This window comes from Erythrobacter litoralis (assembly GCF_029760855.1).
In the GTDB taxonomy this organism is placed as follows: Bacteria; Pseudomonadota; Alphaproteobacteria; order Sphingomonadales; family Sphingomonadaceae; genus Qipengyuania; species Qipengyuania litoralis_A.
The window spans coordinates 520,802-546,269 of record NZ_SOSI01000001.1; the positions used below are offsets into that span (position 1 = coordinate 520,802).

15 protein-coding genes and 1 tRNA gene are annotated in these 25,468 nt (G+C 62.3%); 6 read left to right on the forward strand and 10 right to left on the reverse strand.

Annotated features, from left to right (window positions below):
* Positions 1-51 precede the first annotated feature (51 nt).
* Both sppA and E3U23_RS02415 read left to right on the forward strand, forming a co-directional pair.
* Complete coding sequence (gene sppA, locus E3U23_RS02410) at positions 52-1,932, forward strand: signal peptide peptidase SppA (RefSeq protein ID WP_279349582.1); 1,881 nt, start codon at positions 52-54, stop codon at positions 1,930-1,932.
* A gap of 74 nt (positions 1,933-2,006) precedes the next feature.
* Positions 2,007-2,081: transfer RNA gene (locus E3U23_RS02415), tRNA-Val, on the forward strand.
* A gap of 45 nt (positions 2,082-2,126) precedes the next feature.
* Here the strand turns inward: E3U23_RS02415 and E3U23_RS02420 are convergent.
* From E3U23_RS02420 to E3U23_RS02435, 4 genes are all read right to left on the reverse strand, one after another.
* Positions 2,127-3,038, reverse strand: coding sequence for a formylglycine-generating enzyme family protein (locus E3U23_RS02420; protein WP_279349584.1), 912 nt, complete (start codon positions 3,036-3,038; stop codon positions 2,127-2,129).
* 151 nt (positions 3,039-3,189) lie between these two features.
* A complete protein-coding gene (locus E3U23_RS02425) occupies positions 3,190-3,342 on the reverse strand; it encodes a hypothetical protein (RefSeq protein WP_279349585.1) in 153 nt (50 codons plus the stop codon).
* Positions 3,342-7,580: a translocation/assembly module TamB domain-containing protein gene (locus tag E3U23_RS02430; protein WP_279349586.1), complete on the reverse strand. Its 4,239-nt coding sequence runs from the start codon at positions 7,578-7,580 to the stop codon at positions 3,342-3,344. The genes E3U23_RS02425 and E3U23_RS02430 overlap by 1 nt, the downstream gene beginning before the upstream one ends.
* Positions 7,580-9,817: an autotransporter assembly complex protein TamA gene (locus tag E3U23_RS02435; RefSeq protein ID WP_279349587.1), complete on the reverse strand. Its 2,238-nt coding sequence runs from the start codon at positions 9,815-9,817 to the stop codon at positions 7,580-7,582. Before E3U23_RS02435 ends, E3U23_RS02430 begins: the two co-directional genes overlap by 1 nt.
* Before the next feature lie 242 nt (positions 9,818-10,059).
* On the opposite strand from E3U23_RS02435, the gene E3U23_RS02440 reads away from it, so the two are divergent.
* On the forward strand, positions 10,060-11,043 hold the full coding sequence (locus E3U23_RS02440) for a YihY/virulence factor BrkB family protein (protein WP_279349588.1): 984 nt from the start codon (positions 10,060-10,062) through the stop codon (positions 11,041-11,043).
* 512 nt (positions 11,044-11,555) lie between these two features.
* Here E3U23_RS02440 and E3U23_RS02445 read toward each other — a convergent pair.
* The 4 genes from E3U23_RS02445 to E3U23_RS02460 all read right to left on the reverse strand — a co-directional run bounded on the left by E3U23_RS02445 (position 11,556) and on the right by E3U23_RS02460 (position 17,716).
* Positions 11,556-13,745, reverse strand: a complete 2,190-nt coding sequence (locus E3U23_RS02445) for a hypothetical protein (RefSeq protein WP_279349589.1) — start codon at positions 13,743-13,745, stop codon at positions 11,556-11,558.
* 221 nt (positions 13,746-13,966) lie between these two features.
* Positions 13,967-14,719 (reverse strand): anti-sigma factor, encoded by a 753-nt coding sequence (locus tag E3U23_RS02450; RefSeq protein ID WP_279349591.1) that lies wholly within the window; start codon positions 14,717-14,719, stop codon positions 13,967-13,969.
* Positions 14,712-15,278, reverse strand: coding sequence for a sigma-70 family RNA polymerase sigma factor (locus E3U23_RS02455; protein WP_279349592.1), 567 nt, complete (start codon positions 15,276-15,278; stop codon positions 14,712-14,714). The genes E3U23_RS02450 and E3U23_RS02455 overlap by 8 nt, the downstream gene beginning before the upstream one ends.
* Positions 15,279-15,367: 89 nt before the next feature.
* Positions 15,368-17,716, reverse strand: a complete 2,349-nt coding sequence (locus tag E3U23_RS02460; protein ID WP_279349593.1) for a TonB-dependent receptor — start codon at positions 17,714-17,716, stop codon at positions 15,368-15,370.
* Positions 17,717-17,828: 112 nt separating this feature from the next.
* Between E3U23_RS02460 and E3U23_RS02465 the strand changes: the two genes are divergently transcribed.
* The 3 genes from E3U23_RS02465 (at position 17,829) to E3U23_RS02475 (ending at position 22,519) form a co-directional block, all read left to right on the forward strand.
* A complete protein-coding gene (locus tag E3U23_RS02465) occupies positions 17,829-18,467 on the forward strand; it encodes a TetR/AcrR family transcriptional regulator (protein WP_279349594.1) in 639 nt (212 codons plus the stop codon).
* Positions 18,468-18,552: 85 nt separating this feature from the next.
* On the forward strand, positions 18,553-19,095 hold the full coding sequence (locus E3U23_RS02470) for a PAS domain-containing protein (protein ID WP_279349595.1): 543 nt from the start codon (positions 18,553-18,555) through the stop codon (positions 19,093-19,095).
* Positions 19,096-19,108: 13 nt separating this feature from the next.
* Complete coding sequence (locus tag E3U23_RS02475; protein WP_279349596.1) at positions 19,109-22,519, forward strand: CheR family methyltransferase; 3,411 nt, start codon at positions 19,109-19,111, stop codon at positions 22,517-22,519.
* Between the two features lie 24 nt (positions 22,520-22,543).
* On the opposite strand, the gene E3U23_RS02480 is transcribed toward E3U23_RS02475, so the two are convergent.
* On the reverse strand, positions 22,544-24,850 hold the full coding sequence (locus E3U23_RS02480) for a putative bifunctional diguanylate cyclase/phosphodiesterase (protein WP_279349597.1): 2,307 nt from the start codon (positions 24,848-24,850) through the stop codon (positions 22,544-22,546).
* On the reverse strand, positions 24,850-25,461 hold the full coding sequence (locus E3U23_RS02485; RefSeq protein ID WP_279349598.1) for a methylamine utilization protein: 612 nt from the start codon (positions 25,459-25,461) through the stop codon (positions 24,850-24,852). The genes E3U23_RS02480 and E3U23_RS02485 overlap by 1 nt, the downstream gene beginning before the upstream one ends.
* Positions 25,462-25,468 lie beyond the last annotated feature (7 nt).

Below are 25,468 nucleotides of genomic sequence, written 5' to 3' on the forward strand. Positions count from 1 at the left end.
GCCCCACCCTCGCCTAAGCGGATCGAAACGCGCAATTCAAAGGGATACGGAATGCATTTTGCGGGCAAGGTCTGGCGCTTGCTGGTCGGGATCAAGGACGGCCTCGTCCTCCTCCTAATGCTGCTGTTCTTCTGGGCCCTGTTCGCCATCCTCACTTCGCGGCCCAGCCCGGCCGAAGTGCGCGAAGGCGCGCTCTTGCTGAAGCTCGACGGCGTGGTGGTGGAGGAACGCTCCGAGATCGATCCGCTCTCTGCCCTGCTGGCATCCGAAGCGCCGGTCGGCGAGTATCAGGTGCGCGATCTCGTCCACGCGTTGAACGCGGCGGCGGACGATGCGCGGATCAAGGCGGTCGTGTTCGATCTCGACCTGTTCCTTGGCGGCGGCCAGGTCCACATGCAGGAGATCGGCGCGGCGATGGACCGGGTGCGCGCGGCCGACAAACCCGTGCTTACCTATGCCACCGCCTACGCGGATTCCGCGATGATGCTGGCCGCCCATGCAAGCGAGGTCTGGGTCAATCCCGAAGGCGTCGCCGTAGTGACCGGACCTGGCGGCGAAACGCAATATTACGCCGGTCTGATCGAGCGGCTGAACGTCAACGCGCATGTCTTCAAGGTCGGTGAATATAAGAGTGCGGTCGAACCCTATACCCGCTCCTCCATGTCGCCCGAAGCGCGCGAAAACTATGCCGCGCTGTACGGTGCGCTGTGGGAAGAATGGCAGGCCAACGTCAAGAAAGCGCGACCCAAGGCGCAGCTTGAGCGCATCGTGACCGATCCCGTTGCGCTCGTGCAGAATGCCGATGGCGATCTCGCCACCGCGGCGCTTCAGGCGGGGCTGGTCGACAAGATCGGCAGCAAGACCGCGTTCGAGGAACGGGTCGTCGCACTCGTCGGCGGCGATGAATGGAGCGAGCTTCCCGGCGCTTATCCCGCCACCGAGTTTCAGCCTTGGTTACAGGCCAACCCGTACCCGACGACCGGGCGCGAGATCGGCGTCATCACTGTCGCCGGGCCGATCGTCGACGGCGATGCCGGCCCTGGCACGGCAGGCGGCACGCGGATCGCCGATCTGCTGGACGAAGCGCTGGCCCGCGACCTTGCGGGGCTGGTGGTGCGCGTGGATTCGCCGGGCGGATCGGTACTGGCAAGCGAGGAAATTCGCGAGGCGATCGAGCGCCACAAGGCGAAGGGCATTCCTGTCGCGGTTTCGATGGCGAATGTCGCGGCCAGCGGGGGCTACTGGGTTTCCACACCCGCTGACCGGATCTTCGCGGAGCCGGAAACCATCACCGGATCGATCGGCATTTTTGCCGTCCTCCCCACTTTCGAACGGACCGCCGCTAGTATCGGCGTAACCAGCGATGGGGTGCGCACCTCGCCGCTTTCGGGTCAGCCCGATCTTATCGGCGGGCTGACACCTGAAATGGAAGCCGTATTCCAGGCGAGCATTGAAAACGGCTACCGCGATTTCACCTCGCTCGTTGCAACATCACGCAACATGACCCCGGCCGCTGTCGAGCGCATCGCGCAGGGCCGTGTCTGGGACGGCGGAAGCGCCCGGCAGATCGGCCTGGTCGATCAGTATGGCGGCATGGACGAAGCCCTCGCCTGGGTTGCCGGTCGCGCTGGCCTCGGCGATGGCGAATGGCACGCCGCCTATCTCGGGCGCCAGCCGAGTGCCACCGATGCCCTGCTACGGCAGTGGCTTTCCGGGGAAGAAAGCGTCCAGCGGGCCGACGTCTTCGCGCTGTTCGCGCGGCGCAATCAGGCCGCTTTGGCGAGGATGGGTGCCGATATGGAGCGCTTCATGGGAACGAGCGGAGCGCAGGCCTACTGCCTCGGTTGCCCAGCCCCCGTCAGTGCAGCGACACATGGATCGCGTGAGTCGACTGGCTGGCTGGTCCGACTGCTCGCAATGGTTACCGACTGACGATGACCTTCCGCTTGCCAACGCGCCTGCGCTTTCGTAAAGGCCCGCCCCTGCCCTGACGGCACATCCGGGGCGGGCGCGTAGCTCAGTGGTAGAGCACACCCTTCACACGGGTGGGGTCGCAAGTTCAATCCTTGCCGCGCCCACCATTCGAATGGAACGGCTGTCGTTCGAATGTAACAAGCCCGCCGATCTCAGCGCGCAAATGGCTTCTCATCGTACGCCAATCGAAAACCGACATTGCTTGCGCCCATTCCCGGATCGCGACCGCTGCGTGCGGCGGGGCGGTATCTCTGGCAGTAATTCGGAGCACAAAGATAGCTTCCGCCTTTGATTACGCGTGATATGAATCCAGGGTTGTGTGGATCGTAAGCAGCGTTTTCGCTTGGACCCCTCGGGTTCTCGCGATCCTTTAGGTTATGGCCTGCCCGATACAGATCGGATGTCATCTCCCACACGTTGCCAATCATGTCGTAAAGACCGTGTGGGTTCGGCTTATAGCATCCGACGGGGGAGATACCTTCGAAGCCATCGGTTTCCTGATTGACCATCGGGAACGGGCCTTGCCAACTGTTGGCCTCTTCGGGTTGGTCCGTGCTCGAAGGCTCGCCTGCCCCGGCTGCAAATTCCCATTCAGCCTCGGTCGGCAACCGTCCGCCCCGCCAACTCGCAAAGGCTTTCATGTCCTCATAGGCGAGATGTACAACCGGCTCTTCGGATCGATAGTCTTGTCCGGCGGGGCCATACGGCTTTTTCCAGTTCGTGCCGGGGCGATACTCCCACCAATCGGCATAGTTTTGAGATGGTCGATTGGGCGGAGTGAAAACGGCTGAACCCGGCTTGAGAAGATCAGGCGGTATCTGATCAATCGGGACGCCGAAAGCCGCAGTATCGACTGGTCTCTCCGCCACCGTTACATACCCGGTTGCTTCTACGAACTCGCCGAATTGCTGATTGGTGACTTCGTGCGCATCCAGCCAAAATCCATCGACCGTCGTTTGGCGGACCGGCCCCTCTTCGCTGTAGACCCCTTCCTGGCCCATAGCGAAAGTGCCTCCTTCAATACGGATTGCGGTATCGGAAGGGGTTATACATGCACGTTCCATCGCCTTCGCTACGGCATCACCTCTGTCCGCCGGTGCTTCGTTGCAAGCTGCCAAGCATGATGCGAGCAAGGCTGCTGTACCGAAAGGCGGAAGAATTCGAATCAGTTTCGGCATGTGATGGAAATGGGCATTAAGCTCTACGGGAGCGAGATCATTCCTGATCCATCGGCTCGTCCAGATCCTCGTCCAGTTCCGCCGCCTTGGCGTTGATCTCCTCTTCCGCCCGCTCGTAGCGTTCGTCGAAGCTCGGTTCGGAACGGCAGGCCGTAAGGAGCAGCAATGCGATGACGAAAGCGCGGCGCATCAATAGTTCTTCCGATAGCGCACGTTCACGTTCGTCTGGCCAGAACCGCCCGCTTGGCTCAGGATCGATAGCGCCGGGGTCAGGCTGACCTCCAATTGCGTGGCGGTGAAGCCGCGCGCATCGGTGATGAATTCGACATAGATGTCGTCGGTCAGATACTGGCCCGCCGCCAGCGCGGTGCCGCGGCCGGTCGTCTCGTCGCCGCCAAGGATGCGTAGCCGGTCGACGCCGGTGGCCGAACGCAGCTTGCCCAGCGGATTGAGGCCGCCGCCGCTGCCGCGCAGCGAGTTGAGCGAAGCGGCAAGCTGGACCGCTTGGATGGTAGACAGATTGCCGACCGAACTGCCGAACAGGATGCGCGAGACGATCTCGTCCTGCGGCAGGCCGGGCGTGCTCGAAAACGCAATCTGCGGATCGTAGGCGCGGCCCGATACGTTCACGCGGACCGTAACGTCCTCGATATCTTCCGAGGCGACCAGGGTGATGACCGGATCGATCGAGGTCCCGCCGGTAAAGGCGACGCGGCCTTCCTGCAGTTCGAACGAGCGGCCCGCAAACCCGAGAGTGCCGCGAATGAGTTCGACGTCGCCGCTGATGCGCGGGGCGGCGCTGGTGCCGGCGATGTTGAGATCAGCATCCCATTCAGATTCCAGACCCATGCCGGACACGTAGAGGCGCTCTGGCGCGGTGAGGCCGATATCCAGCCGCAAAAGGTCGAACAGGCCCGGGCTCGGCTCTGCCGGTTCGTCGCCGGTGATGCGCTTCGGCCCCTTGGGCGGCGCGAAACGCACGCCGGTGAGCTGCGGAATTTCGGCCGCGCCCTGGCGGATGATCTCGTAGCGGGTTTCGGGCAGGCGGATGTCGCCGGCGAGCAGCGCCGTCTGGTTGGCGGCCTTGGTCAGGCGCAATTCGCCGGTCGCGGTCGCATCGATGGCTTCGCTGCGGGCGAGGCGCGCATCGTCCATCGTGACGCGCACGTCCATCGGGTAGCCGCTCGCTTCGGCGAGGCTGACGAAGCCTTGCGCGCTGACCGTGCCGTCGCCGGCGGTGGCGCGCAGTCGCTCTATTTCGAGTCGCTCGCCGTTGAACCGCGCGGCCAGCGTCATGTCGGACAGACGGGTGCCGTAGGTCTGGTTCTCGTAGGTCAGCGAATTGGCACGAATGACCCCGGAGAGTTCCGGCTGCTGCACCCGTCCCGAGAAGTCGGCGGCGACGCCGATCGGGCCGGACAGGCGCTGGTCGGGCTGCCCCGCAAAGGAGAACAGCGTGTCGGCCGGGCCGTTATAGCGGATGCCGCCACCGAGCGGGGCGGAGAGCAGCCGTTCGGTCCATGGGCCTGCGCCGGGCGGCAGGGGATTGAGGCTCGCCACCATGCGGCCGATCACCGTGCCGCGCCGACGCATGACCGCGCGGGCCTCGCCGCCATCGGCCAACAGCTTGCCGACAAAGTTTATATCGATAGGCTGACTGACCGATGCAGCGGTGGTGCGGCTGAAATTGCTGATCTTCAGGCGTGCATCGGCACGCGGGAACGCGGTGGAACTGGCCTGCGCGAAATCGAGGCTGCCGCTCGCGGACCCATTCACGCCGAGGCCGGGCACGAACGCGTCGATGATTCCGAGATCGAGCGAGTCGAGCCGGCTCTGCAAGGTGATGCCTTCACCGTAGGATCCCGCCAAGCGCACATTACCGCGCCCGAAATCTATGGTGGTCGGGAGCAGACGGTATTCGCCCGAACCGGGCACGATGCGCGCCGGATTGACCGTGCGGAAATCGATGCCACGAACCCGTCCGGTCAGGGCGGCGCGCCACAGTTCGGGCTCGAGCTCGGCATTCGCGGCGATGCGGAAGGGCACGCCGCTGGTGCCTTCCGCGGTCAGGCGGACGTTTCCGCGCCCGTCGCGATAATCGATTTTCGCGCGGGCCGCATTAACGTCGAATTCGCCATAGCGGGTCTGGCCCAGCTGCACATCGCCGACGACATAGGGCTGGTCGTACAGCACCACGCGCGCATCGATGATCGCCGACCCGATCGAAACGTTGGCCGGGCCGGGCAACGTGGTGTCGCGCGCCCGCAGATTGACTAGCGCTTCCTGATACTGCCCTTGCCCGTCCAGCCGGACGATCCCGCGAAGGCCCCGCCCGTCGGCTTCGAGCCTGCCGGCGAACGGACCTGCCGCTGTCTGTCGCAGCGAACCGGCGAAATCGATTCCGGCAAGATTGGCGCTGTTGATGTCGAGCGTGAGCTGATCGCCCGTGCCGAGCGTCACATCCGCCGTCAGCGGTCCGTAATCGGTATCGGCGGTCGCATCGAGGCGGTAGCCGTTCGGCGCGCCATTGATCCGCGCTTCCAGATTGGCGAGGCCGATGCCGAAGTCAGGCCTCTCAGCCGTGACGAAGGCCTGGGGATTGGTGATCGTCCCGGCGACGCGCACGCCAACCCGGCCATAGGCGTCGGTCGTGCCATCGGCATTGAGGGCAAGGCGGCCGTCGGGCGAATAGAAACCGTTCCCGCCGGTGATGCGCACGGCGGGCGCGTTGAGCGAGAGATTGGCAAATCGCACGACGCCGTCCGGCCCGTAGCGCACATCCGTCGCCGCAACCGCATTCCCGCCGAGGAAATCGCGCACGCCTTCGTTGAACAGGCTGGTGGAACGCGCGCGGACCCTGCCGGCCATGGCAAACCCTTCGCGTTCGGTGCGAAGATCGATGTCGGTCTCGATATTGAAGATGCCGACGCTTTCGAGCCGGTAATTGTCGATCCGCCCGTCGACCGCGCCGGTATAGAGCCCGGTCGAGGTATCGGCGAGGAGGATCAGCCCCGCATCGATCCGGTCGGACCGCAAGCGCATATTGTCGGACAGGATGCGCGTACCTTCGATCGCGAGATCGCCTGCCAGCCGCACGTCGGTCAGCGTTCCACCCGCCACGGTGTCGAGCCCGGTGACCCGCGCGACCCGGGCATCGATCGGGATCAGAATGCGATCGGAATCGATGACCGCATTGCCGGAAGCCCGCAGGTTCTGCAGCCCCATATCGTTCATGACGAGGCGGTTGGCGTTGATGAGGTATTCTACTTCCGGCGTTGCGAATTCGCCGTTCAGCGTCAGCAGGGCGCGAAGGCCGCTGCCGCCGAGATTTTCCGCCAGCGCCGACGGCTTGAGCAGCACGAATGACGCTTCGAGATCCTCGAAGCTGTTATCCGACAGATCGACCAAGCCGTTCGTGTTCAGGCGGAAGGCATCGGAGTTGAGGTTGCCCGCAAGGTCGATCCGCCGTTCGTTCAGGGCGGCGCGCATATCGACGTTCAGGATCGGACCGAGCAGCTGCGCGGTTGGGCCTTCGAACAGGCGGGCGACGCGGGTCGGCCCCTTGACGTCGAAAGTCCCGTCGCGCGCCGCAATGGCGAGGCGGGCGAATTGCGAACCGGCGAGGTCCGCATCGAGCCGCCCGTTCCAGCGCTCCCAGTCTCCGCGACCCGACACCTGCACGCGCAGCGGCTCGGTGAGGCCGGCGAGCGCGGCAATCACGCCGTCCCCCGGCGCGTTCAGGTCGAGATCGAGATCGAGCTTGTTCTCTTCCGGCACCGCATCGAGCAGCAGTGCGACACGGTCGCCCCCTGCCCTGCCCGGTCCGGCGATGGTGCGCCCGTTCAGGCGTGTCTGTGCCCGGCCATCGGCGATGGCGACCGTTCCGGCAAGACTGGCGACCCGGCGTTCGCCAGAAACCGGTGCTTCGGCGACGAACTGGTCGATCCGCAATTCGCCCACGTCGATGTCGAGATCGGGCAGCAGGGGATCGTCGGAAGGCGGCGTCTCGTTGAATTCCGGCAGGCGCTGCAGCGTGATCAGCCGAGAGGTCAGCGAGCGGATGTCGACATGGTTGTTGATGAAGGCGAAAGGCCGCCAGTCCATTCGGATTTCGGGCGAAGTCAGGAACGCGCCCTTCGGATCGCTTACCGTAAGATCGTGCAGAACCATCTCGCCGTAGATCGAACCGTCGATCCGGCCGATGTCGATCTCCATTCCGTTCTCGAATTCGAGCCCGGCGATCTGGTTGGCAATAAAGCGCTTACCCGGGCCGGTGTTGAGGATCAGCAAAGCTGCTGCCACCAGCACCAGCAGTCCGACGACCACGATCGCCGCCCATTTGGCGATCCGTGCCCAGATATTGCGGCGTGGCGCGCGCTCCGGCTCTTGGGCCATCGGCTCGTCGTTCATGATCGCCTCGTCCACCATCAGAACGCCTGCCCGATGCCGACATAGACCGCGAACCCGCTCTCGCCCTCACGCTTGTCGAGCGGAATGGCGACGTCGAAGCGCAGCGGGCCGAAATTGGTGTAATAGCGGCCGCCGAGACCCGCACCGAAGCGGATGTCACTGAACTTGGGCACCGAACCCTCGTAAACCTGGCCCGCATCGACGAAGCCGACCACGCCGAAATTGCCGAAGCGATAGCGCACTTCCGCCGCCGCTTCATTGAGGCTGGTGCCGCCAAGCGGGCGGTAGATGAATTCGTCTTCGTTGCTGTCCTCGTCCTCCGGATCGAAATCGGGATTGTCGAGCACTACACGGGGGCCGAGCTGCTGGAAGCCGTAACCGCGCACCGATCCACCGCCACCGGCGTAGAACCTGCGCGAAGGTGCGAGATCGAAGCGGTCGATACCCTGAATCGTGCCTACTCGTACCCGGCCCGCCAGCACGATCGCATCGGTCGCGGAGAAATAGGCCGAACCGTCGATCCGGGCGCGGACATAGGGCGAGAAGCCGCCCTGCAGCGAGCCTTCCGGTTCGACAAGCGCCGTCACGCGGAAGCCGTCGGTCGCATCGAGGAGGCTGTTGGTCCGGTCGATCCCGACTTGTCCCGTCAATCCGCCGATAAAGAAGGTGCGGCGGATGAGGTCCTCTTCCTCGAAGCTGTAATCCTGCTCGTTCGTCGCGATCAGCTGCACGCCGTAGGCATAGGTAAACGGCTTCTGCCAGATCGGGGTGGAATCGTAGCTGACCAGCGCGGAAAGCCGCCCGGTGAACGCCTCGTAGGCATCGTAATCCGCACGCAGCGCTTCGGCCGCAAGCTGGAAGGTGCGATCGCGGCGCCCGGCATTGGACCGGCGAAAGATGACGTTCGCGCCCTGCTCGCGCGTCCCAAGAACCGCACCCGCGATCAGCGCGCCTTCGGGCGGGAACAGGTTGCGGTGGGTCCAGCTGCCTTCGACCCTGAAACCCTGCCCCGTGCCGTAGCCCGCGCTCCCCGCCAAGGTGCGCGGCGGACCGGCATCCTGTTCGACCACGATAGTCGCATATTCGGTTCCATCGCCCGCATCTTCGCCGGTCTGCTCGGGTACGACGGATACGGTGTTGAACAGGCCGGTTGCGACCAGCGCCTTGCGCAGATCGTCGACGTCGCGGCTGTCGTAAAGCTCGCCGCGTTCGAAGCGGGTCAAGACTTCGACATGCTCGGCATCGAAAGCGAGGTTGCCGGTCGTGCGAATGCCGCCGAACCGGCTGCGCGGTCCGACAGTGATAGGCAAGGTGTAGACACCGTCGCCCGTCGTTTCATCGAGCAGGATGTCGCGCTGGCCGATCTGGGCAAAGGGATAACCGTTCTGCGGCAATTCTACCGCAACCTTTGCCTCGGCGCCCTGTACGCGGTCGGCCACGATCGGCTCGCCTACCTCGAGCGCAAGGTTCGACGTAATCAGATCCTCCGGCACGACGGGATCGGCTTCGATCACGATTTCCGCGATTGTATACCGCTGGCCCGGCACTACGTTTATCACGGCCACGAGTGCCGGATTGCCTTCCTCGTCCGAACGATCGATCGTCGTATTCGCCGTCGCGCTGTACCAGCCTTCCGACGCGAGGATCTGCTGCAACAGCGCGGAATCCTCGGTCAGCCGGGCAGAAACCTGCGCCACGTTCGCCGCCTCGCCGTCGCCCTCTTCCAGGGCCGAGAGCCCATCGAACAGACCGCGAAGATCGGTTTCGGTTTCCTCGTCGGCGGCCGCCAGTCCGTCGACCCGCACGTCGTAAGCGACTTCGACCGTTTCCTCATCCGAGGCATCCTCGGCGAATTCGACCGGCTCGACCTGGAACTGGTCAAGCGGCGGCAGGGGTGCTGCGAGCTCCGCATCGCGGATGGGCGCATCGCCGATTTCCTCGACCGGATCGCCATCGGCCAGTGCCGGATCGTTCAACGGCGGCGCCTGCCCTTCGGCAGTCTGCGTCTCCGCCTCTTCGGCCGCCAGCCTGCGTTCGAATTCCGCGATCGATTCCAGCGGCCTGTCCAGTTCCGGATCGTCCTCCGGCGCCAGCTCGGGCACGCTTTCCTCGAACTCCTCGTCGCTGATGATCGGTTCGACTTCGGGAAGATTCGCACCCGGCGGGGGTGCGGGGATATCGAGCGGTGTGGACTCGTCCTGCTGCACGTCCGCCTGCGCCTGCGTATCCTGCGCGACCCCGGGCGACGCCGTCATCGCTGCAGCTAAAGCAAGCCCGGCGGCGGAAATTCGCAGGTTCCGGGACCGATCCTGCCGCGGTTCCGTTCCGAAACCAGACAAGCCGACCAATCCAGCAATCGACGGGGACTGTTTTCTTGGAATCGACCCAACACCCACAAAATGGAACCGACAGCACTCGCGCCGTCGACCAAACCGTTAACGAAAACAACGTTTCGCGCGATCCGGCGCCGGGTGCAACCGCTAATTCACCATGGCAGATGCCGAAAGCGGCATGGATCGCAATCCTGAAGCGCATGTTCACGATGTGGGGATTCCACAATCTTTCTCTGCTGGGTGCGGGCGTCGCCTTCTTCACATTCCTGGCGATTACACCGCTGATTGCCGCCACCGTCATGATCTACGGGCTGATCGGCAGCGTCGAGACGGTGCAGCGCCAGATGCAGACGATCATTACGATCCTGCCTGCCGATGCCGCGCGGCTGCTTCAGGACCAGATGCTTGGTGTCGTAACCGCCAATTCCGGCGTGACAGGCCTTGCGCTGATCATCGCGCTGACCTTTGCGATATATGGCGGAATGCGGGCGGCGAACGGTCTCATCGGCGCCCTCAACATCATCAACGAAGAGCACGAATCGCGTAACATCATCAAAAAGACCCTGCGCGTGGCAGCGCTGACCCTGGCCGCGATCCTGCTGGCCGTGACCGGGATCGTAAGCGCTGGCGTTTTCGCATGGTTGCAAACGCAGGCGGGTTCGATGTTCGGTGCGGAAGCGGAATTCCTGATCAAGCTTTGCGCCTGGGCGGCATCGGTGCTGCTGGGTGCATTCATGTTCGCCGTCATCATGCGTTATGGCCCCGACCGCGAACCGGCGAAGTTCCGCTGGCTTTTTCCCGGCGCCCTCCTCGCCACCCTGCTGTGGATCTCGATCTCGTTCGGCTTCTCCTATTACGTAGCCTATGTGAGCGATTACAACGCGACTTACGGCTCGCTTTCGGCCATCGTCGTCTTCCTTATGTGGCTGTTCCTGTCGGGCTATGGCGTGCTTGCCGGTGCGCTGCTTAACGCCGAGATCGAGCGCCAGACCACCGTCGATACCACCACCGGTCCCGAACAGCCGATGGGCCGGCGCGGCGCGGTTCTGGCCGACCTTGACGAAGGCGGCCTGTCGATCGAACAATGGATGCAGCAAACCGAACGCCGCGCCGTCGCCCGGCACATGAAGAAGTCGAAAGTGCGGTGAGAGGAGCCGTTCGCGGTCCGGTTCCTCATTGATTACGAGGTAGAGTGAGCCCTCGGGGGCGATCGATCGCGTCATCAGTCCCCGATGACATTTTCGACGCGCCTCTCCGTCGATATTTGCATCCATCATCGAAGATCGTCCGGACCTCTGCATATTGCGGCCCCAAGCAGTTAGCGACCGGCTCGAGATCATAGTGTGATCCGAGAAGGCAGCGAGCAGGCTTGCTATAGGCTCCCGGCAGGCTGGACGCCGTGGATCCATTCACAACAGAGTGTCGATAGAAAGGTCGTGAGAGCTCTTTCCGGAAGCCCGTATTACGACCTAGCGCTAGCGGTCAGACGCTTACAGGGGTTTTCGCGGCCGGCGACTTTCCACCAGATCCCGGCTTTTACTAAATTTTGCTATGGAGCGGACACTGCCGCAGACCGCGGCAAACACGAAAAAAGGCGAGGCGCCGAAGCGCCCCGCCCCTCTCCTGGTCCACAGGAAGTTCGTGAACCCGTGGTCGGTGATTACCAGGAAGACTGGAAGCCTGCCCGCGCACCGACTTCGCCGGAGTCGAACCCGACGCCGACACCGCCGCTGACCGACGTGCTGTCGCTGATCCGGAAGCCGACCGAGGCCGAACCTGCGACCCGTTCGTTATAGTAACCGAAGCCGCCGGCGACGCCCATGCGCTGACCCGGCATGATGATCGGCGATTCCATGGCTAGCGCCATGGCAACACCTTCGCTGGCCTTGCGCGACTCACGCCGGTTCTCTTCTGCCAGATCGAACAGCATCGACTGCTGGTCCTGCAGGTCGAGGATCGCGGCGCTGTTCTGACCGATCATCATGCTGTTCATATCGGTCCGTGTGCCGAGATCGGCGATCATCATCGTATTGGCCTGTACGTCGTCGAAGCTGGCGAGGTTGGTGGTACCCGCCGATGTGCTGACACCGAGCGTACCGTTCGCATCCGCCGTCACGAAAGCGAGCGGGCCCATCTGCGAGGTCGTGCTGGTGCCGAGCGAGGCGATGACGACCTGGCCGTCATTGGTCGCCTGCGCACCGTTGCCGATAGCGACCGAATTGGTGCCCGAAGCCACTGCCTCGTTACCCATCGCGACCGCACCATCACCGGTGGCCGAAGTCGCTTCGCCGACCGCGACCGAGCGTACGCCCGATGCCGTCGAGAGGTGGCCAAGCGCCGTAGCCCGTTCCGCCGTAGCATTGGCGCGCCAGCCGTAAGCTGTGGCACCGGCACCGACGGCCGAGGATTGACCGCCGACGACCGTCGTCGAAGGACCGCTCGCGATGGTCGAGAAGCCATCATCCCCGTCGCGATTGCCGCCGATTGCGATCGAATCGCCGCCGGTCGCTTGCGCGGTGTTGCCGATCGCCACGGAATTGCTGCCGGACGCGACCGAATCTTCACCGCCGGCGAAGCTCTGATCGCCCGAAGCGGTCGACTGGTGGCCCACGGCCGTGCCCATCATGCCCGTTGCGCTGGCCTGCCAGCCCAAGGCGGTGGATCCCGGTGTGGTGGCGACACTCTCGCCGCCGACTGCGGTGGTCGAGTTGCCCATCGCCATGGCATCCGCGCCGAGTGCGAGAGCATCGACGCCGTCGGCTACCGCGCCGTCACCGTTGCCGTCGGCATCGCTACCGATCGAAATGGCACCAACCTGACGCGCTTCGGAATCAGCGCCGAGCGCGATACCGGCTTCGTCGGTTGCGAGGGCACCATACTGGCCGCCGTCGACATTGCCGCCGATCGCGATACCGCCACGACCCAAGGCCGCTGCCGCTTCACCCATCGAAGTGGAGGCGAAGCCAGCCGCTTCGGCCAGATGACCGATCGCGGTCGAACGTTCTGCACTCGCATCGGCCTGCCAACCAAAGGCGCTGCTGCCCGGGTTTTCGGCATTGCTTTCACCGCCGACGGCAGTGGTCGAGTTGCCGTTGGCATTCGCGCTGTCGCCGATGGCGAGAGCGTCTGTGCCGTTGGCAATGCTTTCGTTACCGATAGCGGTCGCGAAGTCGCTCTGTGCATCGGCATTCTCGCCGACTGCCAGCGAACGAACGCCCTGCGCGGTGGCAAGGTGGCCGAGCGCGGTCGCACGTTCCGCAGTTGCACCGGACTGCCAACCGACGGCCGTCGCACCCGGACCCGTCGCCACGCTTTCGCCGCCGAGCGCCGAGGTCGAATTGCCGTTTGCAGCGGCGCTGTCGCCCAGAGCGAGGGCATCGACGCCATTGGCGATGCTTTCATTGCCGATGGCGGTCGAGAGATCGCTCTGCGCATCTGCATTTTCGCCGACGGCCAGCGAACGAACGCCCTGTGCGGTGGCAAGATGGCCGAGCGCGGTTGCGCGTTCCGAAGTCGCTCCGGACTGCCAGCCATATGCGGTCGCGCCGGGTCCGGTGGCAACCGCTTCGCCGCCTACTGCAGTGGTCGAAGGACCGGTCGCGGTCGTGGGTGCGGCGCCTGCATCGTCGCTGCCGATGGCGATGGCGTCCACGCCGTCCGCTACCGCGCCGTTGCCGACAGCGGTCGCGCCGGCGGACGTCGCGTCTGAATCCGTGCCGCATTCGGTGGCATTGGTTTCAGAATCGTTGCACTCGGGCGTTTCGTCCGCCTGTGCGGAGCCGGCGATGGCGAACATCGCGGTCCCAGTCAAAAGCGCGGCCGCGAAACGGGCCGGTTTGAAATTCATCATTATGCTTTCCTTGTGGTTTTGGACCAGAAAGCCGAACGACAAAGGTATGTATCCAAGGCGGGCGATATGTCGCTCCGCCACCCCCCGACCCATGCGGTCGGCACCTCCCATAAAGTGGGAGATGCCTACAGTTACTCACGAGGGGCTTGGATGGATGCGCCAACGCTGTAATTTTTATGAATTTATTTTTTAGCTACCGTTCATGAACGGAGAGACGGCGATCAAACAGAACTCACGCTTCCGCTCAGCACAATGGGCAAGGTAGGCGCTTCGTGGCGGATACCGCCGTCTTCTTCGAACGTCACCGCCAAGGTCGCATTCTGACCGAGCAGTTGCGCCTCTTCGGCGGACACGCCCCGCTCAATCCGGCCAGAGCCCGGAAGGAAGCCGAGCGATACCGGTGTGCCGCCTTCGGGAATGACCCACAGTTCGGCCGTCCGGCCTGTCTCCGCTTCCAGACCGGCGATATCGAGCCGGATGCGGCGGGCCTGCGGATCGACGATACCTGCAAGCCGCCGGCCGCTTTCCTCGTTTTGGAATTGTGCGATAAGCAGGCCGGACGGCAGCGCCGGGCTTTCCGACGCCGTCGGCTGTGGAATGGGTGCAGGCTCCGGCGCGGAGAGAAAGAGCACCAGTCCGGCGATCGATAGAGCAGCGCCCGCTGCAAAAGTGATAAGGCTTGCCCGCGAAGGCCCGGTAGCGCGCGGTGCGATCTCGGTCGGCGACGCTGATACGTCGCGGTCGCCGAGCCGAGCAGCGATTGCGGGCCATACACCTTCGGACGGTTCGATCGTGCCGGCAGCTTCGCCGATCGTGCCGAGGCGCCATTCCCACCACTCGACCGCTTGCGCGAAGTCGCGATCCGCGAGCTGCATTCGGCGCGCCTGCGACAATTCCTCGCCCTCGAGCACACCGAGAACGTATTCGCCGGCCAGTACGAACCGATCGCTTTCGCTGGGAAGGTCGTCAGCCATCGAGGCACCCCCTCAGCTTGGCGAGACCCCGGCGGATCCAGCTTTTCATCGTGCCGAGAGGCACATCGTGATGATGCGCCAACTCGCTGTAGCTGTACCCTCCGAAAAAGGCCGCCTTGATCGACCGCTTATGATCGGGCTGTAAATCCTCGATGCAGCGATTCAAGGCTGCATTATCTTCCTGCGAACACAGCCAGTCGTCAGCGGCGATGCAGCGTTCATCGGCGATGTCCGGCATCGACGCCGCGTCTGTCGTTCTTTCTATCCCGCGGCCGCGAATATCGTTCAGGGCGGTATTGCGCGCCACGGTGCAGAGCCACGTTATCGGGCTTCCCTTGGCGGGATCGAAGCGCCCGGCGCGATGCCAGACCTTCACGAAAACCTCCTGCAGGACGTCTTCCGCCTGTTCGCGGTCGTCGACGATCCGCACAATCACGGCGAACAGCTTCGCCGAGGTCAGCGAATAGACGGTATGCAGGGCATCGCGGTCGCCTTCCGCGGTCCGGCGCATGGCGGCAGTAAGCCGCTCTCGCCGATCCGCTTCGCTGTTCGCGTTCATGCCTGCCCCCGTTGCGACCGATGCGGTCAGTCGGGGGAGTTAAGCCGATCCCCCAAAGCCTTGCAATCGTTAATGTCCGAAAGTTCGGATCAGAAATCGAGCGTTGCGGTAACGAAGACTTGGCGCGGATTGCCGTAGTAAGCCGTGAGCACCCCCTCACTGCCAAGCGTCGGGACAAAACCGCCATCGGCATTACGGAGGAACTCACCGGTATCGGGATTCTGCGCGAGGAAACTGTAGCCGGAAACGATATATTCCTCGTCCGTCAGATTGCGGCCGTGCAGCCCCAGCGAGAACCGGTCGCCCGGCACATGCCAGACCACGCTTGCCTGGAACAGCGTAAAGCCTTCCTGGTCGAGTAGAGGATTGCGCAGTTCGAATTGCTGGGTGCGGCTACGGTAGGATGCGGTGCCGTTGATATTCACGTATCCACTGCCGAGGGGAAGATTGGTACTGATCGTGCCGCTCGCCGCCCATTCGGGGGTGTTCTGAAAAGCACGTCGGTCGGCGACATCGATCCCGCGGGCGTCGATGAACTGGCGATATTCCGCGTCGAGATAGCTGACCATGCCGGACAACACGAGATTGCTGGTCGGCCCGGCGAAATCTTCTGCGAGGATGGCCGATCCTTCGGCTTCGATCCCCTGGATACGCGCTTCGCCGGCATTGGTCGTGACCCCGATAAAGGTCTGCTGGCCGTTGACCACGGCACCGACCGAGCCGGGAATCTGGACGTCCGTATAGTCCGACCGGAATGCGGCAAGGCTGAGATTGAGCCGGTTGTCGAGCAACGAGCCTTTGTAACCGATTTCGTAAGCATCGACCGTTTCGGGATCGAACGTGATGAACTCGAACACTTCCGCGTCGCTGATCGTGCCATCGCCGTTCTGGTCCGGTGCGGCGGTCGTCACGCCGCGCGGATCGAAGCCGCCCCCTTTGAACCCCTTCGAATAGCTCGCATAGAACAGGTGGTCGCGGGTCGGCTGAAAGCTCAGCGATACGCGCGGCGTGAATTCCTCGAAGTCACGCTCGCCTTCGAAATTGGACGTGGTCTGGAACAGAACTCCCGGTCCGCCGAAGAAGGGCGAGCCGCCGCCCACGAACACCTGCCGCAGGATATCGGACCTGCGCGTATCCCACGTGTAACGCGCCCCGCCGGAAATGCTGATCTGCGGTGTGATCTCGAACGTGGCATCTCCAAAGACGGCGTAGGTCTCGGTATCGACATCACCAAAGGTCAGCGCCGTCACCGTGCCGGGCAACCGCACATCGAAGACGGTCCGCGCATTGGCGTCGAGGTAATAGAAGCCCACCAGACCGTTGAAGCGGCCTAGGTCGACCAGCGCCTGCACTTCCTGGCTAAATTGTTCGTTGTTGTAAAAAGCCGGTACGTCCACATCGACGGCGGGCAGCGCATCGAAATCGATCGGCGTGCCGCTATCGTCCTTGCGATAGCCGGTGATGGAGCGAAGCGTTACAGCATCGCCGGCCTCCACTTCGACGAACAACGATCCCCCATAGGCCTCGACATCCTGCTTCGGGTCGTTCAGCCCGCCCCGTGTATCGAACACGTCGTCAAGCACCGGCGTGCCGCTTTGGAGACCCGGAATGAGACGATGGCCCCCGCGCGGATTGCTGTTGTCGTCGGTGTAATCGCCCGACAGGCGGACGAACACGGCGCCGCGGTCGTATTCGATGCTGCCGCGGGCGGCGAGGATCGCCTTGTCGTAATTCTCCTCGCCCGTTGTGAGATTGGTGCCGAAACCTTCGCGGGTCAGCACTGCGCCGCCGCCGCCAATCGCCAGACCGCTATCACCGATAGGCATCGCGAAACTCGCCGTGAGGTCCGCCTGATCGTATGTACCGTAGGTTGCGCGCAGACTTAGCCGCGGATCGTCGCCCAGCCGCTTGGTAACGTACTTGATTGCCCCGCCGATCGTGTTGCGACCGTAAAGCGTGCCCTGCGGACCGCGAAGGACTTCGATCCGTTCGACGTCGTAGATCTCAAGGACGGCGGCCTGTGGGCGGTTGAGATAGACATCGTCGAGATAAATCCCGACCCCGGCCTCGAAACCGGCGACCGGGTCTTGCTGCCCTACACCGCGAATGAAGGCCGTCAGCGTGCTGTTGGTGCCGCGCGATGCTTCGAGCGTGACCGAGGGCGTCGTAAGCGCGACATCGGTTATATCGATCGCGCCGCGTGCTTCCAGTTGATCACCCGAGAGCGCCGTGACTGCAATCGGAACGTCCTGAAGCCGTTCCTCGCGCCGCCGTGCTGTAACGACGATCACATTGCCCTCGTCCGTCGCGACTGCCACGTCCGCCTCATCGTCGATAGGCGGCGCGGTAGATTGCGCGGCAGCAGGCTGCGCGAACATTGCTAGCGCGAGCGCCCCGGAGGAACCCAGCAGCAAATGGCGTGTGCAACGAAGCGTCATGTCTCTCTCCCCAAACTCTCTTTTTTGCCGCGATACTGAAAGTTGAACCGGCTTTCAAGTTTTAGATTGAGGGTTGTCGTTAGGCTGGTTAGATACCGCCATGGGAGGCTACATGACCGAAGGGCCGAAAATCGACGTCAAGCAACCGCGAACAAAGCGCGGTGAGAAGACGATGCGCAAACTGCTGGATGCCGCGACGGCCGAATTTGGTGAGCGTGGATTTCACGAAGCGTCGGTAAGCTCGATCACTACGCGTGCCGGGATCGCGCTCGGCAGCTTCTACACCTATTTCGACAGCAAGGACGCGCTGTTTCGCGCACTGATCCACGACCTGAGCGGGCAGATCCGGTCGGACGCCAGCGCCGCTATCGCCGAGGAGACAGATCCGCTTACGATCGAGCGCGAAGCGTTGACCGCGTTCCTGCGTTTTGCAGCCGAGCATAAGGAAATCTATCGCATCATCGACGAAGCGGAATTCGTCGATCCCGAAATCTATCGCTACCACTACACCACTATTGCCCAGCGGATCACTGGGCGGCTGCGAAAGGCGGCAGAGGATGGCAAGTTCGTGGAGAGTGCTGGAGAGATCGAAGCCTGGGCGGTGATGGGGATGAACGTATTCCTCGGCCTGCGTTTCGCCATCTGGCGCGAAGAAGGCGATCCCGCGATCGATCAGATCGCACAAGCGGCGAATGCCCTTATCGCAAAGGGATTGGCACGCGCATTTAGCAAGCGCCCGCCCAAGGTGTAACATAAGCTACAATGGCGCAGAAAACCGCGCTTTTAGGCTTCATCGATACTTTTCACAGCCAGCATTGTGTGCCACGCACGCGGCAATGGAAACCTTCCTCGCTGATGCAACCGTTCCCGATGGCCTGAAGGGCGTTTTCGAACGGAGCAATATTTCTCTATCGCTTGCCGATTACACCTCGCCCGACTGCCCCTTGATCGGGGTAAACGAAGAATTTTGCGAATTGAGCGGATACGGGCCGGACGAAGTGCTGGGGCGTAATTGCCGCTTCCTTCAGCCCGAAAATGGAGCAGGTCCGGTGCGGGATCGCATGCGCGCCTTTCTGCAGGACGAGGGGCAGACCGACGACAAGTTTCTCATTCCGAATATCACCAAGGACGGTCGGCGCTTCCTGAACCTCGTGTACATGTCGAAACTCACCCGCAAGGGGAAAGTCGAGCTAATTCTCGGTTCACAATTCGCCGTACGCGGAAAGGACGGGCAGGCGCCTGCTTTGTACGATCGCGCATTGGCCGAAGACCTGCGGCAAATGAACGTCCTTACGAACGAAAACAATTGGGCGCTGCTCGGCAGCTTCGAAGCGCTTGCGTCGAGCCATTCGATCATCGCGCAATCCAAGATCGAATAGTGACGGAGTAGTCGTGACGGGGGTCAGCAAACCTTTTCCAATCATCGGCGTGGGCGCTTCGGCCGGCGGCCTCGAAGCCTTACGCGAACTGTTCGGCGGCTTCGACGGGCAGACCGGTATGGCGTTTGTCGTCGTGCAGCATCTCGATCCGACGCATGAGTCGCTGATGGCGCAGCTGATCGAACGGTACACCGCCATGTCCGTCCGCCAGGCGAGCGGAGGCGAAACGATCGAGCGCGATAACGTGTATGTGATCCCGCCGGGCCACGGGTTGGCGCTCGACAATGGCGTGCTCAACTTGACCGAATTCAAGGAATCGCGCGGCATGCGTCGCCCGATCGACGATTTTTTCGAGAGCCTAGCCGAAGATCGCGGCACACAGGCGGCCTGCGTCATCCTGTCCGGCACGGGTGCCGACGGCAGTCGCGGCCTGCGCGCCATCAAAGAGCATGGTGGCATCTGTCTGGTACAGGAGCCGGAAAGCGCCGCTTACGACGGCATGCCCGCTTCGGCCATCGGCACCGGACTTGTCGATATCGTTAGCGCTCCGAGCGACATCGTGCCCTACCTCACGAAGTTCTTCGAACGCGGCGACCTCTCGCAAGACGACCTCGAGGATGCTTCGGATGTGGCAGACCATATCGACAATTTGTGCGATGTGTTGCGCGATGCGGTCGGCCACGATTTCTCGCGGTACAAGCGCAGTACGCTCAATCGCCGTATCGCACGGCGCATGCAGGTTCTCGGCATCGAGAACGGGGTGGATTATCTCGATCGGTTGAAGGGCGACCGGGGTGAATGCGATGCCCTGTTCCGGGATCTCCTGATCAACGTCACCCGCTTCTTCCGTGACGACGACCAGTTCGAAGCACTGAATCAAGTCGTGATCGATCGACTGGTCGCCAAAGCACGCGACGCAGAGGAAATCCGCGTATGGGTGGCAGGCTGTTCCAGCGGCGAGGAAGCCTACACGATCGCCATCCTGTTCGACGCGGCGATGAAGAAGCACGGCAAGCGCCCTTACGTTCAGGTCTTCGCCACCGACATCGACGACAAGATGCTCGAGATCGCACGCGGCGCGACCTATCCTATCGCTGCGATAACCGACATTCCCGAAGGATATCGCGACGAAGCAGTCATCGGTTCGTCGGAGCGTTTTACGATCGCGCCGCACATCCGCGATATGGTGCGTTTCAGCGTACATAACGTCGTGCGCGACCCGCCTTTCGCCAAGATCGATCTAATCTCCTGCCGTAACGTCCTCATCTATTTCGATGATACGCTGCAAAAAAACGTGATTCCGCTGTTCCACTTCGCATTGAAGGAGGACGGCAAGCTCTTCCTCGGCTCTTCGGAAGCGATCGGTCGGTATGAGGACCTGTTCGAAGTCGTCGATCAGGCCAACCGCCTGTTCCGGCGCAAGAACGTGAAAGGCCGCTATACGCTGCAATTGTCGGGCAATGTCGGCATGTCGCAAAAGCCCCGCCGGCTTTCGCCGCCGAGCCCGCCGCCGCGTGGGAACGACAGTACCGAAACCGCCGCGCTTAAGCTCATCGCTCAGCGCTATGCCCCCGTCAGCCTGCTCGTCGATCGCGAAGGCTTGCTGATCGATCGTTGGGGTGCCGCCGGTCGCTATCTCGATTTTCCCGAACGGCTCGAACGCAATATTCATGTGCCATCGCTCGCCCGTCCTGGTTTGCGCGAACTCGTCAGTCCTTTGATTCGCAAGGCTTCGGATACCGGTCGCCGGATCGGCGCGAAGGACGTCGAAATCCGCACGGATTTTGGCAGCCTGCAAGCGCGCATCGTATGCGAACCGCTCGAACACGCGACCTTCCTGATCGTCATTCAGGAAACAGGATCACTCGAATTGGCGGACGACGATCTCGATATATTCGAAATCGATGGGGAGCAGCAGCAATTTCTCGAAGAAGAATTGCAGGCGACCCGCCACCGACTGCGATCGACGGTGGAAGAACTCGAGACGACGAACGAGGAACTGAAAAGCTCCAACGAAGAAATGATGTCGATGAACGAGGAGCTTCAATCGACCAACGAGGAGCTGACCACGGTCAACGATGAGCTGAAATCGAAGGTCGATCAACTTACCGTCGCCAATTCCGATCTGCGCAATTTCTTCGACAGCACCGAGATGGCGGTGCTGGTAGTCGATGCCGACCTGAAATTGCGCAGCTTTACCGACGCGGCGCTGGAACTTTTCCCGATCGGTCGCGACCGGATCGGCGACAGGTTGGGCGACCTGCCGACCCGCTTCGAAAAAAAATCCTATGTCGATCTTGCGCGCCGCGCGGCCAGTCGCGGGGAAGCAGGGGAACATAGAGTACAGTCGGAGGCCTTGAGCGCCGAATATATATTGCGGACGACACCCTACCGATTGGCGGATGGAGAAATCGACGGCGCGACGATCGTGTTCAACGATGTCACCAATGCGCTTTCGCTGGAACGTGACCTGAAGGAAGAGAGGGAGCGGTTACGCCTCGCCCTGGATGTCGCGAAGATCGGAATTTGGGAATACGAACCTTCCACCGACGAACTCGTATTGGACGAGAAAGAGCGCAGTCTTCTCGACCTCGGTGTCGAAGACGATGCGGATACGATGGAACCCATCCTTTCGAGGCTTCCTGGCGAGGATCGGGACCGCATCAACCGTGCCCTTCGCATGGCGATGGAAGGCGATCGGGACTTCAACGAGATTTTCCGGCTGCCGCTGAATGACGGGCAGTTCCGTTGGCTGCACGGTCTCGGCAAATTGATCGAAACCGGAAACCGGAAGAGATTTATCGGTGTCACATTCGATGTGACCGCCGAACATTCCGCGCTCGATCAACGCGAATTGATGATTCGCGAGATGAACCACCGGGTGAAGAACCTGTTCTCGGTAATCTCGGCCATGGTCACTATCGCCGCGCGCAACGCGGAGGACGTGAAGAGCTTCGCAGAAAGCCTACGCAGCCGAATTCATGCGCTCGATCAGTCGCATTCGCTTACCACGCGCACTACCGGAGACGATGCGGGCGTCGTTCTTCTCGGCGATCTTATCGAGACGGTCATTGCACCGAACAGGTCAGGTCAGGACGTCGTCGTCAAGGGACCCGACATACAGATTTCCGACCGTCAGCTCACCTCCCTCGCCCTCATTCTTCACGAATGGGCGACCAACTCGTCGAAGTACGGCGCGCTGTCGATCGAAGACGGATGCCTCGAGGTTCACTGGTCCGAGAAGGACGGTGCGGTTGCCATGAAATGGTCGGAAGAGGGGGGAACCGATAGCTCTACGCACGATACCAAGCCCGGTTTCGGCACACGGCTGGTCGAAACCGCCGCGCGGCAGCTACGCGGCGAGGCTACGGGCGAACCGACCGATGACGGCTATCGACGTCGCCTGGTATTCCCTCTTGCATAGCCCGGAAAGGCAATCGGACCGCGCTCAGGCCGATTGCCGCGCCGGGAAAACCGCTTGGCCGAATATGGCATTCATCGCGCTGGCGGGGACCGGGCGGCTGAAGAGATAGCCCTGCCCGAAGCCGCAGCCCTCGTCTTCCAGAACCTGACGCTGTTCGGGGCTTTCCACCCCTTCGGCCAGCGTTTCCATGCCCAGAGCTTCAGCGAGCGTCGTTATGGCGCGAATGACGGCGTGGGCATTCTTGCCCTCTTGGCAAAGATCGCGCACGAAACTCTGGTCGATCTTCACCTTGTCGAACGGGAACTGGCGCAGATAGCTTAGCGACGAGTAGCCCGTGCCGAAATCGTCCAGGGAAATGCGCACGCCAAGGTCGCGAACGCCGTGCAGAACGCTCAGCACCTTGTCGACATCGGCGATGAAGACGCTTTCGGTGATTTCCAGTTCGAGTTGCTGAGGCGGGAGGCCGGACGTCGTCAGGGCTTGCATGATAATCGAGGACAAACCCGGCGCCGAGAACTGCTTGGGGGAAATATTGACGGCAACCGAGAAATTGCCCGGCCATTGCGAAGCGGCATGACAAGCCTCACGGATGACCCATTCGCCGATCGGCAATATGAGGCCGGTTTCTTCGGCAAGAGGGATGAACTCTGCAGGACTTATCATTCCCTTGGTCGGATGTTGCCACCGGATAAGGGCCTCGAATCCAGTCAATTCGTTCTTTCGAAGGGAATAAAGCGGCTGGAAGTGCAGCGCGAACTGCCCCTCCTTCAGAGCGAGCCGAAGATCGAGCTCCATCTCCCGCCGGCGGCGCGCCTGTTCGTCCAGCGATGCTTCGAAGAAATGGAAATTCGCTTTTCCGTCGCGCTTTGCCCGATAAAGCGCGAGATCGGCATGCTTTAACAGCGTGACACCATCCTCGCCGTCCGAAGGCGCGATGGCGATGCCGATACTTGCCGAACAATCTGCCAATTGCCCTTCGATGCGGATCTGACGCTCGAAGCAATCCTTGATGCGCCTGGCGTGATCGAACAGGGAAACGTTCGGATTTTTTTCGATCATCAGAATGGCGAATTCGTCGCCGCCCAGCCGCGCAATCACGGCATCCTGAAGTTCTTGCCGCAAGCACTCTGCAACATGGCGAAGCATGGTGTCGCCAGCCGGGTGTCCCATCGTATCGTTGACGACCTTGAAATCGTCGAGATCGCAATAGGCGACGAGTATGCGCTCCCCGTTGGAACGGCGCGCTAGGTGTTGGGAGAGCTGTTCCGCAAACAGGCGACGGTTGGGAAGATTGGTTAGCCCGTCGTGCAAACCGACATGGATGATCTTTCGCTCGCGCTCCTCGATCGCCTCCATCATCGAACCGAAACTGCTGGCAAGCCTGCCGACCTCATCATCGGTTTGCTGCGGCAATTCGACCGTTTCCCCTTGGCCAAAACGTCGCACGGCTGAATCGAGTTTGGCGATCGGCCCGGCGACGCCCTGCGCGACCCTTCCGCCAAGAGCAATCACCAGAGCAAGCCCGGCAAAGCCGACAGCGAACAGCGTATATTTCAGGCCGGAATAGGCCTGAAGCGCCTCCCCCAGTGAATGGCGGAGGACGAGGCGGGGCGAAAGGCCATCCTCGAGACTTGGCAATGCGTTCAGCAGATAGAGGTTTCGGGCTTCACCATTCTCTTCGTAAATATCGCCGACCGGCGTAAGTGCCAAATCCTGTGGTAGATTGCCGATATCCCGCACTGTAGCGGAAGTCTCTACCGCCGCCAATTTGGAGAGCCGCGCCATCTCGTTCTGGTCGAGCGGTTGCGCGATAACTAGCCATCCCAAGAGGTCCGGCGCTTCGATGGGAGCGGCCGCAGCCAGAGCGAGGCCATCACCCATCCGGACCATGCCCCGCTCCCGCCCCTCGTCGAGGGCGTACCATATGCTTTCGCCATCGGGCGTTGTCGTGCCACCGGCACTCGTCACCGATCCATCGAGATCGACGACGAAAGCCGACGATGCGTGGGTCCGATCGCCCAAGCTTCGTAACGCGCTCGAGATCGTGGGACCATCCCCCGTTGCGACAGCTTCGCGGAAACCGAAATCGTGAGCGAGAACATCCGCCGATCCACGCATCTGGCGCGCGCGCAGTTCGATGATTTCGTCGAATACCCGGGCATTGGCGGCCAAATCCCGTTGCGCACTGTGCTCGCCGAATTGCTCGATGCCGGCGCTAACCAGCATGATCATGACGGTGAGCACGATGGCGAACAGGACGGCGTAAAGCGCCGCGATCCGCTGCCGCAGCGAGCCGAAGCGCAATCGCGCAAGTCGGTCCGAAAACTGCATCAGCGCAACCGGACAGCGATCTTGTGGCGGTTATTGGCTCCGGAGATAGATACATCGCGCCGCAGTTCGCCGGCCGGAGCACGAAGGCGGGGATGCCATACCGTGATCTGCGCCGCCCCGCCCGGCACGTTATCCAAGGCAACATAGCCATTCGCATCGGTCTTTGACGCGAATGGGGTGTCGACCACTCGGATATACCCACGCATCTGATCGTGAATGTTGCAGCCGAGCGCGACGGTCCCGGCCTTTGCGAACCCTTGCGTGCGGGTCTGGTCACGACCGTAGAGTTCGATCTCGAATTTCGCGGGTTTGGAAAAACTGTAAACGGAATGCCTCACCCGATCGAGATTGGGAAAGGCTACCGTGCTTCCGCGCGCCACGATCAGGGTGCCGGGCACGAACTGCTCGCCCTTCTGCGCCATGGCCATGCGCCAGGGAAAACTGATGCGCCCTGTCGAAGCACCGGAAGAAAGGATTTCCACGACAGCATCGCGAACGGGCATTCCGCGCTCGTCGACGATCTGCACCCTGACCGGAACCGGAGCCGCAGCCTGCAATAGGCCGGAAGTAAGCACCAATAGACCGGCGAGAGCGAAGGCGAGGCGTTTCATGGCACGC